This is a genomic window from Arthrobacter sp. Y81 (genome assembly GCF_002929335.1).
Taxonomy (GTDB): domain Bacteria; phylum Actinomycetota; class Actinomycetes; order Actinomycetales; family Micrococcaceae; genus Arthrobacter.
In genome coordinates this window covers 226,884-239,278 of sequence record NZ_PJIL01000006.1, presented here as the reverse complement: position 1 = coordinate 239,278, position 12,395 = coordinate 226,884, and the positions used below count along the sequence as shown (strand labels likewise).

At 67.1% G+C, this 12,395-nt stretch carries 14 protein-coding genes; 10 read left to right on the top strand and 4 right to left on the bottom strand.

Translation table 11 applies throughout. From position 1 onward, the window contains the following. Nucleotides 1–19: 19 nt before the first annotated feature. From ureE to CXQ91_RS10590, 7 genes are read left to right on the top strand one after another with little or no spacing between them, the layout of a single operon-like run. Entirely contained in the window at nucleotides 20–505 is a 486-nt protein-coding gene (gene ureE, locus CXQ91_RS10620) for an urease accessory protein UreE (protein WP_104173879.1), read from the top strand. Beyond that, on the top strand, nucleotides 486–1,190 hold the full coding sequence (locus CXQ91_RS10615; protein WP_104173878.1) for an urease accessory protein UreF: 705 nt from the start codon (nucleotides 486–488) through the stop codon (nucleotides 1,188–1,190). The genes ureE and CXQ91_RS10615 overlap by 20 nt, the downstream gene beginning before the upstream one ends. 12 nt (nucleotides 1,191–1,202) lie before the next feature. Further along, entirely contained in the window at nucleotides 1,203–1,820 is a 618-nt protein-coding gene (gene ureG / locus CXQ91_RS10610) for an urease accessory protein UreG (protein ID WP_104173877.1), read from the top strand. Beyond that, on the top strand, nucleotides 1,817–2,710 hold the full coding sequence (locus tag CXQ91_RS10605; protein ID WP_374953649.1) for an urease accessory protein UreD: 894 nt from the start codon (nucleotides 1,817–1,819) through the stop codon (nucleotides 2,708–2,710). The genes ureG and CXQ91_RS10605 overlap by 4 nt, the downstream gene beginning before the upstream one ends. Beyond that, nucleotides 2,710–3,792, top strand: a complete 1,083-nt coding sequence (locus CXQ91_RS10600) for a HoxN/HupN/NixA family nickel/cobalt transporter (RefSeq protein WP_104173875.1) — start codon at nucleotides 2,710–2,712, stop codon at nucleotides 3,790–3,792. Before CXQ91_RS10605 ends, CXQ91_RS10600 begins: the two co-directional genes overlap by 1 nt. A gap of 58 nt (nucleotides 3,793–3,850) precedes the next feature. Continuing rightward, on the top strand, nucleotides 3,851–4,435 hold the full coding sequence (locus CXQ91_RS10595) for an HhH-GPD-type base excision DNA repair protein (RefSeq protein ID WP_181038847.1): 585 nt from the start codon (nucleotides 3,851–3,853) through the stop codon (nucleotides 4,433–4,435). Nucleotides 4,436–4,478: 43 nt separating this feature from the next. Further along, nucleotides 4,479–6,011 carry an FAD-dependent oxidoreductase gene (locus tag CXQ91_RS10590; RefSeq protein WP_104173874.1) on the top strand — a complete coding sequence of 511 codons (1,533 nt, stop codon included), beginning with the start codon at nucleotides 4,479–4,481 and terminating at the stop codon, nucleotides 6,009–6,011. 18 nt (nucleotides 6,012–6,029) lie between these two features. On the opposite strand, the gene CXQ91_RS10585 is transcribed toward CXQ91_RS10590, so the two are convergent. Then, nucleotides 6,030–6,638 (bottom strand): TetR/AcrR family transcriptional regulator, encoded by a 609-nt coding sequence (locus CXQ91_RS10585; RefSeq protein ID WP_104173873.1) that lies wholly within the window; start codon nucleotides 6,636–6,638, stop codon nucleotides 6,030–6,032. A 155-nt stretch (nucleotides 6,639–6,793) separates the two neighbouring features. On the opposite strand from CXQ91_RS10585, the gene CXQ91_RS10580 reads away from it, so the two are divergent. From CXQ91_RS10580 to CXQ91_RS10570, 3 genes are all read left to right on the top strand, one after another. Then, nucleotides 6,794–8,251: an APC family permease gene (locus CXQ91_RS10580; protein ID WP_104173872.1), complete on the top strand. Its 1,458-nt coding sequence runs from the start codon at nucleotides 6,794–6,796 to the stop codon at nucleotides 8,249–8,251. After that, nucleotides 8,241–9,884, top strand: a complete 1,644-nt coding sequence (locus CXQ91_RS10575; RefSeq protein ID WP_104173871.1) for an amidohydrolase — start codon at nucleotides 8,241–8,243, stop codon at nucleotides 9,882–9,884. The genes CXQ91_RS10580 and CXQ91_RS10575 overlap by 11 nt, the downstream gene beginning before the upstream one ends. 62 nt (nucleotides 9,885–9,946) lie before the next feature. Then, nucleotides 9,947–10,324 carry a DUF1801 domain-containing protein gene (locus CXQ91_RS10570; protein ID WP_104173870.1) on the top strand — a complete coding sequence of 126 codons (378 nt, stop codon included), beginning with the start codon at nucleotides 9,947–9,949 and terminating at the stop codon, nucleotides 10,322–10,324. A 52-nt stretch (nucleotides 10,325–10,376) separates the two neighbouring features. On the opposite strand, the gene CXQ91_RS10565 is transcribed toward CXQ91_RS10570, so the two are convergent. From CXQ91_RS10565 to CXQ91_RS25265, 3 genes are all read right to left on the bottom strand, one after another. Further along, the gene (locus CXQ91_RS10565) at nucleotides 10,377–10,892 is read right to left on the bottom strand and encodes a MepB family protein (RefSeq protein ID WP_104173869.1); all 516 of its coding nucleotides are present in this window, start codon (nucleotides 10,890–10,892) and stop codon (nucleotides 10,377–10,379) included. A gap of 290 nt (nucleotides 10,893–11,182) precedes the next feature. Further along, nucleotides 11,183–11,953 (bottom strand): hypothetical protein, encoded by a 771-nt coding sequence (locus CXQ91_RS25625; protein ID WP_308471398.1) that lies wholly within the window; start codon nucleotides 11,951–11,953, stop codon nucleotides 11,183–11,185. Then, the gene (locus CXQ91_RS25265; RefSeq protein WP_258073930.1) at nucleotides 11,926–12,276 is read right to left on the bottom strand and encodes a hypothetical protein; all 351 of its coding nucleotides are present in this window, start codon (nucleotides 12,274–12,276) and stop codon (nucleotides 11,926–11,928) included. The genes CXQ91_RS25625 and CXQ91_RS25265 overlap by 28 nt, the downstream gene beginning before the upstream one ends. Nucleotides 12,277–12,395 lie beyond the last annotated feature (119 nt).

Sequence of the window (12,395 nt, the reverse complement as noted above, 5' to 3'; positions counted from 1 at the left end):
CCGACCCCCGGAGCCCCACGTGATCATCGAGAAAATCCTCGGCAACCTGCACGACCTCCCTGCGGCAGAGGCCGGGGCCGTCGCCGGACTGCACCAGGAGAAGGTGGTGCTGCCCAGCGGCCAGCTGGTCAAGCGCATCCAGCGAGTCACCACGGACCACGGCAAGGAGCTCGGCATCCGGCTCCCGTCCGGTTCCGGCGACCTCCGTGACGGCGACATCCTGCACATCGCCGAAACCAACATGATCGTGGTGTCCGTGCTGCCCACCGACGTCCTGGTGGTGGCTCCCCGGACCATCCATGAGATGGGTGTGGTGGCGCACTCGCTCGGCAACCGGCACCTGCAGGCCCAGTTCTTCGACGCCGCCTCCGAGTACGGTGCCGGAGTCATGGTGTGCCAGTACGACCACACCGTGGAGGACTACCTCAAACACGTCGGAGTGCCCTACGACCGCCAGGAACGCGTGATGCCCGTCCCCTTCCGCCATGCTGAACACTCGCACTGACGCGCCGTCGGCTTCAGCGAACAGCTACCAGCTCGCCCTGCAGCAGCTGACGGACTCCGCGCTGCCTACCGGGGCGTTTGCGCACTCGCTGGGGTTTGAGACGTACATTGAGAGCGGGGTGGTCCACGATGAAGAGTCCTTCGGGGTGTGGCTTTCTGCGTTTGTGGGGCAGCAGCTTTCCTATTCCGACGGGCTGGCCATCCGGTTCCTCTACGAGGGTGTCCCTGTTGCCCAGCTGGATTCGCTGCTGACGGCACAGCTCCTGCCGCGGCAGCTGCGGGAGGCGAGCATCAAGATGGGGACGCGGCTGCTGGAGATCGGCTCCGAAGTTTTCCCTTCCCCGGAGCTGAAGGCATACCGGGAGCTGGTGGACACCGGCCGCGCCGCCGGCCACCAGCCGCTGGCGTTCGCCGTCGTCGCCCGTTCCCTGGGCGTCCCGCTGACCGAAGCGCTCGCCGCCTACCTGTTCGCCGCGGTCACGTCGCTGACCCAGAACGCGGTGCGCGCCATCCCGCTGGGGCAGAACGCCGGCCAGCGGCTGCTGCGGAACGCGTCCGACGACGTCGCTGCCGCCGTCAGGCGGATCGCCCGCCTGGCGCCGGACGACTTCGGAGCCGTGAGCCCCGGACTGGAAATTTCGCAGATGCGGCACGAACGTCAACGTGCCCGAATGTTCATGAGCTAGCAGGAGGACAGAATGTCTGAACCCATCAAGATCGGCATCGGCGGACCGGTCGGCGCCGGCAAGACCCAGCTCGTGGAGCGGCTCACCCGGCACATGAGCCGCGAGATCTCCATGGCCGCCATCACGAACGACATCTATACGATCGAGGACGCCAAGATCCTGGCCGCCAACGGAATCCTGCCCCAGGACCGGATCATCGGCGTCGAAACCGGCGGCTGCCCGCACACGGCCATCCGCGAAGACACGTCCATGAACACCGCGGCGATCGAGGAGCTCAAGAAGCGCCATCCCGACCTGCAGGTCATCTTCGTGGAATCCGGCGGCGACAACCTCTCCGCCACGTTCAGCCCCGAGCTCGTCGATTTCTCGATCTACATCATCGACGTGGCTCAGGGTGAAAAGATCCCGCGCAAGGCCGGCCAGGGCATGATCAAGTCCGACCTCTTCATCATCAACAAAACCGACCTCGCCCCGCACGTCGGAGCGGACCTCTCAGTCATGGAACGGGACTCCAAGGAGTTCAGGGGCGAGAAGCCGTTCTGCTTCACCAACCTGAAAACGGACGAAGGGCTGGACGCCGTCATCGAATGGGTGCGGCGCGATGTCCTGATGCTCGACCTGGCCCAATGAGCTCGACAGCGGCTGAGGCGGCTCTGGAGACTGCGGCCGCCCCTGCCGTGAAGTCGCCTATGGGGGAGCTTGAGCTGCGCATCGAGCATCGCGGAGGCAAGTCCGTGGCCGCGCATCAGTACCATCAGGGCGCCTTGAGGGTTTTACGGCCGCACTACTTGGATGAGAGCGGGCAGGTTTGTTATGTCGTTGTGAATCCCGGCGGGGCGTATTTGGGGGCTGATCTTTATGTCATGGACGTGGAGGTTGGTGACGGGGCGTCGTTGGTGCTGACCACACAGTCCGCCACGAAGATTTACCGGACTCCGGGGTCGTTTGCCGAGCAGCGGATGACCCTGCGGCTGGGGGAGCGGGCGCAGCTGGAGCTGGCTCCGGACCAGCTGATCGCCTACCGGGAGGCCAGCTACCGGCAGAACACGCACGTCACGGTGCGGCCGTCGTCGAGCCTGGTGATGGCTGAAGTGGTCACGCCGGGGTGGTCCCCCGACGGGGCGTCGTTCCGGTACGAGGAACTGCGGCTCCGCACCGAGATCCACGTGGAGGCGCCCGGCGGCACCGAACTGCTGGCCCTGGACAACCTGCTGATCCGGCCGTCCCTCAACGACGTCACCGGGACGGGGTTCATGGAAGGCCGCAGCCACCTGGGTTCGCTGGTGGTGGTGGATCCGCGTGTGGACCAGGCCCTGGCCGACGAACTCCATGCGCTCACAGCGGGCTGCGACGCCTACACCGGAGTATCCCTGACCGCATCAATCGGCGGAACAACCGGCCTGGTGCTGCGGTCGCTGTCCGACTCCACGGAGGAACTCAACCGGCTGCTGGGCGCGTGTACCGCCCTGCTGCGTGAACGCTGGCACGGGCAGGCGCCCCTGAACCTGAGGAAGTACTGATGACCACGCTGACCCAGTTCGCCGCGATGTACCGGGAACGGGAGCAGCTGCCGCTCCGGACCCGGATGCTCTTCGCATTCGGTGCGGTGGCCGCGCTGCACGTTGCCGCCGTCGTACTCCTCCTGTCCGGAAGCCTTGGGGCCGGAAGCCCTGGCACCGGAACGGCGGCGGCGGGTCAGCCGCTGGCTCTGGGCCTGGTGTTCACCGCCTACCTGGCCGGCATCAAGCACAGCTACGACTGGGACCACATCGCCGCCATCGACAACTCGACGCGGAAGTTCGTGGCGCAGCGGAAGGATCCTGTGAGCGTCGGGTTCGCGTTCAGCCTGGGGCACAGTTCGGTGGTGATCCTGGCCGGGGTCCTGGTGGTGGGCGGCGCAGCCATGGTGGGCCAGTTCATGGAGGACGGCACCACCGGAAACCTGGTGCTGGGCCTGATCGGCAGCGGCGTCTCCGGGCTGTTCCTGCTGGCCATGGGCCTTTTCAACGGCTCGGCGTTCCTCCGCGCGGCGCAGGCGTACCGGAACGTGCAGGGCGGCGGCGAAGTGCGGGACGGGGACCTTGAAGCGAAGGGTTTCGTGGCGCGCCTGCTGGCCAAACCGCTGTCCCGGGTCCAGCGGCCGCGGAACATCTACGTGATCGGCTTCCTGTTCGGGCTGGGTTTCGATACGGCCACCACCATCGGGCTCCTGGTGATGACGACGGCGGCATCCCTCGCCGGAGTGTCCCCGCTGGCCCTCCTGGCGCTTCCGCTGGCATTCACGGCGGCCATGACGCTCTGCGACACCACCAACGGGGTCGCCATGATGCGCATGTACAGATCGGCCATCCACAATCCGCAACGGAAGCTCGGCTTCAACACCCTGATCACCGGCATCTCGGCCGTGTCCGCCCTGTTCATTTCGGCCACCACCCTGGGCGGATTCTTCAATATGGCCTTTGGTCTGGAGGATCCCCTGACCACCTGGCTGGGCGCCGTGGACCTGGGCGACGCCGGGCTGCTGCTCGTGGCCGTGCTGCTGGCGGTGTGGGGCATTGCCGCGCTGCGCGGGCGAATGAAGGGCCGTTCACAAACCGCCTAGAGTCGACGAAGCCGCCACCCCGATGACGCGCGCCGGAGCGGGTGGCAGGATAGGACGCATGGAACTGCACATCACAGGGGACCCCGCCGCCGACAAACTACTCAGCGATGACGCGTTTGCGCTGCTCACCGGCATGCTGCTGGACCAGCAGGTGACTATGGAGTCGGCGTTTGCCGGTCCCGAAAAGATCCGGACGCGCATCGGATCCATGGATCCCGCGGAGATCGCCGGGTACGACCCGCAGGGCTTCGTCGAGATGTTCAAGGAACGTCCGGCCGTGCACCGCTTCCCGGGATCCATGGCCGGACGTGTCCAGGCCCTCGCCGAGACCGTGCACAGTGACTGGAACGGGGATGCGACCGCCATCTGGACGCAGGGCAACCCCGACGGCCCGGAGGTGCTGCGCAGGCTCAAGGCCTTGCCGGGATTCGGCGAGCAAAAGGCCAAGATCTTCCTGGCGCTCCTCGGGAAGCAGTGCGGCCTCCAGGCCGAAGGCTGGCGCGAGGCCGCCGGACACTACGGACAGGAGGACGCCTTCCTGTCCGTCGCCGACATCGTGGATCCGGAATCACTGAGCAAGGTGCGCGCCAGCAAGCAGGCCGCCAAGGCCGCTGCCAAGGCAGCGAAGACCACCGGGGACTGAAAGCCCGGCCCAGGGAAGCCCAACTGCGTGGAAGGCGGATACCGTGAGTGAGCAGCCAGCAGGTACGTTCGCCTCCCTCTGGGCTGCCACCAGTGCATCCACGGGCTACGCCGCCCTCAACGCGGACCTCGACGTCGATGTGGCCGTGATCGGTGGCGGCATCGCAGGCCTGACCGCTGCACTGGCCCTGAAACGGGAAGGCCAGACGGTGGCCGTGCTGGAGGCGGCCCGGGTGGGCACCGGAGTCACAGGAAACACCACCGGCAAGGTCACCTCACTGCACCGGCTGGCCTACACGGAACTTGCCGGCCGGCACGGTGCCGAAACGGCCCGCCTCTACGGAGAGGCGAACGAAGCCGCGATTCAGCATGTGGCCGGCACGGTGGCGGAAGAGGGCATCGACTGCGGCTTCCGGCGGGTATCCAACTACACCTACGCCGAATCGGACGCCACGCTGGATCTCGTCCGGGAGGAAGCCGCCCTGGCCGGCCGGCTCGGACTTCCCGCGTCCTTCACCACCGAAGTGCCGCTGCCCTTTGCTGTCAAGGGCGCGGTCCGCTTCGACGACCAGGCGCAGATCCACGCGCTCCGATACGTGCAGGGCCTGGCCCGCGCCGTGGACGGAGACGGCAGCTTTGTCTTCGAGGACTCGCCTGCCACCGGGTTCCGCGACGGTTCGCCGGCGGTGGTCGACGCGGCGCGGGGTTCCGTCCGTGCCCGGGAGATCATCGTCGCGACGAATATGCCAATCGAGGACCGGGGAATCTTCGCCGAGCGATGCTACCTGCACCGCTCGTATATCGTGGCCGCCCGCAGCGACCTTCCTCCTTTGGATTCGACATTCCTCAGCGTTGACGAGCCGATGCGCTCCATCCTGACCATCGGCCTCGATGGCACAAGCTATGTCCTTGCCGGCGGTGAAGGCCACCCTGCGTCGGAGCGCCACGAATCCGCCGAGCGGTACCGGAGGCTCAGCTCGTTTGCCCGTGACCGCCTGGGCGCCAGGGAGATCGTCTACCGCTGGTCCACCCAGGACGCCATGCCTGCCGACGGGCTGCCCTACGTCGGGCCAATGTCACCGGAGTCCAGGCATGTTCACGTGATCACCGGACTGCGCAAATGGGGCCTGACCAACGGCACCGCCGCGGCCCTGATCCTCCGGGACACGCTGTGCGGCCGGCGCGGCCCGTGGGCAGCGGTCTTCGACAGTACCCGGGCAGTCCGCGCCCCGCACGCGGCACCGGCCGTGACGGAGGACGCCGCCGCGCCCGCCCCCGAGGTGACCGGTGCTGCTCCGGTCCGGGCGGACCTCGTCCCGGGAAAGCAGGTTCCGGGAGAAGGAAGGGTAGTGGACGTGGACGGGGCAAAGACCGCCGTCTACCTCGGTCCTGCTGGGGACGTCAGCGCCGTGTCGGCAGTCTGCACCCATCTGGGCTGCACCGTGGAGTTCAACCCGGCCGACGTGACCTGGGACTGCCCATGCCACGGCTCCCGGTTCAGCACCGACGGCACCGTCATCCAGGGCCCCGCCACCCGTAACCTCGAGTCCAGCCCGGCGCCGGCGGACCTCAGCTGAGCTCAGCCCGCAGCGGCGTCACCCGGCCAGCTTCGCCCGGAGTCCGCCGATAATCACATCGAGGCCGAAATCGAAGGCGTGCCCGCCCCGTTCCTCCGAGGGGCCCGCGTTGCCGAGTGCGCGCTTGAGCGTGGGGTAGCCTTCGGCCGGCGGGTCCCAGACAACTTCCGGAGCCGCCAGGTCCAGTGCCGCGCCGAGGGCAAAGCTGTCGATCGTGGAGATGGCCGCCACCACGTCCCGTCCCCGGAATCCCGCACCCTCGAGAGCCAGCGCGAGGTCCTCGTAGAGGCCGATGACTTCCGGATCGGTGATGGACTGCAGCACCAGCAGCGGCGCCAGCCGCGGATGGCGGGCAAACGCGTCCCGGTAGGCGCGGATCAGGACCCTCAGGGCAGCTTCCCAGTCGGTGTGGTCCACCGGCGGATACGGCTCTTCGGTGATGATCCGGTGGCGCAGGAGTTCGAGGATCTCGTCCCGGCCGCTGACGTGGTTGTAGATGGAGGACTGGCTGACGCCGATCTTCTTCGCCAGTTTCGGGAAGCTGAAGTCGCCGCTCTCATCAACCAGCTCCAGGGCGGCCGTGGTGAGGGCCTCCACGGATATCAGCGGGAGGAGCGGGCGCCCCATGGGTTCTCCTGACTGCAGCTCTTGAAGGTCAAGCCCAGCCTAGTCGGCGGGACCCGGCGGCGCCGTTTTCGGAAAACTATTGTGCTCTGCGCCACACGCCTCCATAATAAACGAAAGCCTTTCGTTTAGCAGGGCTCCCAAGAAAGGACGGACTAGTGCCGGATACCCAAACCAGACCACCGACGTCGTCCGCGGACGGCTCCCTCAAGCGCAATGCCCTGGGAACGGGCGGCATCGCCTTCCTCGTCATCTCGGCAGCAGCACCCCTCACGGTCATGGCAGGGGTGGCCCCGGTAGCCATCGGTGTCGGCGGCATCGGCGCCCCGGCCGGCTACCTCCTCGCGGGCATCGTGCTCACCCTTTTCGCCATTGGGTTCATGGCCATGACCCGCCATGTGAAGGCATCCGGCGGCTTCTACACGTACATTTCACTGGCCATGGGCAAGACGGTGGGGCTGGCCTCCGCCATCCTGGCGATCGTCTCCTACAACTGCCTCCAGATCGGCGTTTACGGTCTCTTCGCGGTCCAGACCCACGACATGTTCAAGGTCCTGTTCGGGCTCGAGGTGCCGTGGCCGGCCATCGCGCTCGCCGCCGTCGTAGCCGTTTGGTTCCTCGGCTACCGGGGGATCGACGTCGGGGCGAAGGTGCTCGGTGTGCTCCTCATCGCCGAGACGGGCATCCTGGCAGTGATGGGGGTGGGCATCCTGGGCAGCGGCGGAGCCCACGGGATCAGCGTGGGTTCCTTCAGCACGGAGCACGCGTTCGGCCCGGGCGTCCTGGCGATCCTTGGCATCTGCTTCGCCGCCTTCATGGGCTTCGAGTCCACCGTGCTGTACCGCTCCGAGGCCCGTAACCCGGATAAATCCGTGCCGCGGGCCATGTACATCGCCGTCGGCTTTATGTCCGTGTTCTACGCCTTCATCGTCTGGACCGTGGTCCAGGCCTACGGCGAAGACCGCGCCGTCGAAGCCGCGGGCGAAATGGCCGGCGGGATGTTCTTCCAGACCATCAACCACTATGTGGGGCCGTGGGCTGAAGTGGTGATGTACGTTCTGATCGTCACCAGCGTCTACGCCTCGCAACTGGCCTTCCACAACGCGATCAACCGCTACGTATACATGCTGGCCCGCGACGGCGTGCTGCCCGCCTTCCTCGGCCGCACCCACCCCAGGTTCCAGTCCCCGCACCGCGCCGGCCAGCTGCAGACGGTCCTCGCTGCCGGGGTCATCACCATCTGCGCCCTGCTCAACGCAGACCCGTACCAGCAGCTGCTGATCTGGGTGAACACCCCGGGGATTTTCGGCATCGTTGGGCTCCAGGGCCTGGTTTCGGTGGCGGCCTTCCTCTACCTGCGCCGGAACCCCGCCGCAGCGACGCACAAACTGATGGTGCCGCTCAGCCTGGCCTCGGCCATCCTGCTCTTCGGCGTGGTGCTGCTGATCGGACTGAACATCGAGCTGCTCACCTTCGCTGACGCGCTGACCAACACCATCCTCATCCTGGTGACGCCCCTCGTCTTCATCGCCGGGCTCCTGGCAGCGCGTTGGGTGCGCCGCCACCGTCCCGAGACCTTCGCGCAGATTGGAAGCTTCGAAACCCATGAATCCTGATGTGATCATCCTGGCCGACACCGTCCACACGATGGAGGACCGGACGCCCGGAAGCCCCGCGCCGCAGGCGGTGGCCGTCCAGGACGGTGTGATTGCCGCCGTCGGAAGCCGTGCCGATGCCGAGGGCTGGCCGGCCGCGGAGGTCATCGACTTCGGTGCCGCCGTGCTGACGCCCGGCCTGGTGGACTGCCACATCCACCCTGTCTTCGGCCTGGAACTGACCCGCGGCTGCGACCTGTCCGGCGCCAAGGACCTTGCCGGGGTGCGCGCGCTGTTGCGCGCCGAAGCGGAGGCAATCCCCCCGGGGGACTGGGTGCGGGGCTGGGGCCTTGATCCCAATGTGTTCGGATCCGCCGCCGCCCACCGCGAGCTGATTGACGACGTCGTCTCCGGACGGCCGTGCCTCATCCGCCTCTTCGACGGGCATTCCGCCCTGGCCAGTTCCCGGGCCCTCGAACTGGCGGGGGTCACCGGACCGCGGGCGTTCGACCAGGCGTCGGAAGTCGTTTGCGACCCCAGCGGCAGGCCAACGGGGCTCCTGCTGGAGGCCGCCGCCGTCGAGCTCGTTGCGCAGCTGGTGCCGGCGGAGTCCTTCGACGAGCGGAAGGCGAGGCTGGCGGAACTCTTCACGCAGTTCGCGCGGTCCGGGCTGACGGGAGCGCACGTGATGGATTGCGGGGAGGGCTCACTGGAGCTTTTCCGTGCCCTCGAGGACGACATGGACGGCGGCCTCCCGCTGCGCCTGCGGATCTCACCGTGGTGCATGCCCGGCAGCGGCGAGGAGGACTGGCGACGGCTCGCGGGGCAGATCGGGGTGGGCGGAACGCGCTGGGAGGTGGCCGGCATCAAGCTGTTCGTTGACGGCACAGTGGACAACGGCACCGCGTGGCTGTTTGAGCCCGATATCTATGGGGAGTCCGTGGCCCCGTTCTGGCCCCGCCCGGAGGAGTACGCGGCGGCGGTGCGCTTCTTCGCCGGCCGCGGGATTCCCACGGCCACGCATGCGATCGGCGACGCCGGAGTGGCCGCAGTCCTGGACGCCTTCGAGTCCCTGCCTCCCGCGGTGCGGTCGGTTGCACCGGTGGCCGTGCACCGGATCGAACACCTCGAAACCGTCCCGGACGCCCTCATTGCGAGATTCTCCCGGGCGGGCCTGGTGGCCAGCATGCAGCCGACGCACTGCACCCACTACTCCCGCGCCGACCACAGCGACAACTGGTCCACGCGGCTGGGGCCGGAACGGGCGAACAATGCCTGGCGGTGCGCGGACCTCCGCGCGGCGGGAACCACCCTGGGGCTCGGCTCCGACTGGCCGATCGCCCCGTTCGAACCGCTGCCCATCCTGGCGGACGCGCAATTACGACGGCGGTCCGGCCGCCGGGACGAACAGCCGGTCGTTCCGGGCCAGGCCCTCACAGCACTGCAGGCGCTCGAAGGCTACACCTCGCACGCTGCCCGTGCTGCGGGGGAATGGGCTGTCTCCGGGTCCATCACCGTCGGCAAGCGCGCGGATTTCACGGTGTTCGACGCCGATCCGCTGTCGGTTGCCCCGGATGACCTGGCTGCCGCGCAGGTGCTGGCGACGTTCGTGGACGGACGGGTGCAGCATTTGGCGGTGGGGTCAGCCCGGTAGTGCGCGGGCGGACCGCGGCGTCGTCGGCTTGAGGCCGGACGCCGCGGGCCTAGTCTGTACCTATGGACAAGCCGGAACATGGGACGAACCGCAATCCTGCCGTGGATGACTGGTTCCAGAGCTACGCCAATCCGCAGCGGGACCTGGTGGCCAACGTCCGGGAATTCATCCTTGCGATCGACCCGGCCGTGACCGAGGCCATCAAATGGCAGGCGCCCACCTTCATGTACAAAGGCAACATTGCCTCCTTCTTCCCCAAGTCGAAGAAGAACGTGACGCTCATGTTCCACACGGGTGCCTCCCTGCCGGACGAGCTGGGACTCCTGGAAGGCGACGGGGAGGTGTCCAGGGTGGCCCGTTTCCTCGACGCGGCCGATTTTGATGCCAAGAAGCCGGCGCTTGAGGCCGTCATCAGGCGATGGATCCGGGACCGGGGCTAAAGCGACCGGGCCAGGGGGCGGCGTCGTAGTCAAAGCCAGCCCTTGATGCTCCCTAAGCCGGAAGGGATACCGCGGGCTGTTGCAGGAGCCTCTGCAGTTCCCCGGATGAGTCCGGAATGGGATAGAAGTGCTTCAGTTGCCAGCGCTGCGTGGCCTGGGCCGTCCTGCTGGCCGGCTCGGACCACGGCGGATAGACGCGCACCGCACGCTTTCCACCAATGAAATCCTGTGACACGACGCCACGCGCGATCAGGACGCTTTGCGGGAAAACGAACTGCCCGAAGCCGGCTTCACCGCGGGCGCTCACCACAAAGAGCCCGATCCCGTCGGAACTGTCGAAGGGCCGGATGGGGCCGTTGCCCTGCGCGGTCCGCTGCCACAGCGTCACGAACTGCCCGATCTTGGTGGGGGTTGTCCTGGCAACCCGAAAGACAGCGCGGTGGCCGTTGACCTCGAAGCTGTGCGCGCCGTAATCACGGCTTTCGACGTCGGCCCGGGGCTCCGAGCAGGAGAATCCGTTAGCCCGGTATTCGGCAATGGTCAGCAGGAGGTCCCGAAGCAGCGGCATCCCGGGAGCTTACCTCGATACGGCGCTGACGACGGCCTTGTACCCGAGGTTTCGGGTCACCGCCCTGGCCGTTGCCTGGACTGCCGGCGCCAGAACGTTCGGGGGAGTGGCGCGTCGGGGACCACAATCGAAAGCGCGGCGACGACGGCGCCCTGGGCGTCGAAAATGGGCGCGTTACCGGAGGGTCTCCGCGAGGAGGCCACCGTGTACGACGCCATGGTGGATCCGGCGATGCCCGAAGGGCGGATCCACTCCGGGGACGAGCGCCACCTCGGCGGGTGCTTCATCGCCTACTCGCTGGACCACCACACGGGAGTCTTCCTCAGCAACGACGAGCCGGCGCCGTTCCACATGCACACCGTGCTGCGGACGCCCAACGGGAACGACTCCGGGCCATTGTTGTTCGTTTGGCGGCCCAGATGTCCAGCGCCGCACGCCGTTGCGGCGGGAGACCGACCACCGTGAGGTCCATCTCGGCCCGGGCGCGTCCGAACCCTTCCATGTCCATGTAGGGCTGACCGCCTTCGGCGTACATGTAGTCGTCGGTGGGCTTGTTGAAGTACTCGAAGAAGCGGGAAGTCACCCTTGGTCAGCAGGACTTCGCGGCCGTTGGCGTAGAGCCACATCCGGCCCTCGGTGCACAGGAAGTTCTCGGTGTGGTCTTCATGGAAATGCAGCGGGATATAGGGGGACTTGGCTCCCTTGGTGTGCACTGCGAAGTAGTTGGAGCCGGTGTTGGCCGGCCGGGAGAGGTAAGTGAACATCGTCTGGTAACTGACCAGGCCTTCGCCTTCGCCTTCGCCTTCGCCTGCGCTGAGGAAGTACGGGCTCTGCGCCGCCGGGAGACCGGCGTCCTGCTGGAAGGAGGGTGCCACCCGTTCCACGTTCGGGAAACTGATGCCGAATTCCGCGCCAACCTCCGCCTGTTCCTGTGCGCTGCGTTTGTGGCCTGCGTGCACCGGCGGAACATGCGAATCGATGGGCGTGCCCACGCGTTCGTAATACGCCTCGGCGCCGCCAGGGGTCATCCAGTTCAGGAAGCGCGTGTAGTGGCTGGCCATGCGGTAGGCGTGCGGGGTTCCCGGGGGAATGACCACGGAATCACCGGGGGTGAGGATGCTGCTTTCGCCGGGGAGCCAGACGTGCAGATGCCGTCGAAAACGTACAGGGTCTTGTGCTCCACTTTGTGGCTCACAAACGGTGATCCGGCCCCCATGCCGCCGGAAATGTAGGCGGCGCTGAAGATGCCTCCCGCGTCCGCCGCGCGGGCGATGACGGTGACCAATTGCCTGTTGGTTTCGTACCGGGCGCCCTCCCCGGAAGCCATGTAGTAGGGGACAGCCTCGCCGGGCAGCGCATTCGCGATCGGGAGTTGCGTGTTCATAATGTCCCTCAGCGTTGAAACACATTTAGGCGTGAAGCCTTGACGGTTGCCGCCCGTCGTCGCAACGGGTCAAAGCGCGCACCTGCGTTTCCGGGGCGCCTGGGTCTCGGCCGTCGTCG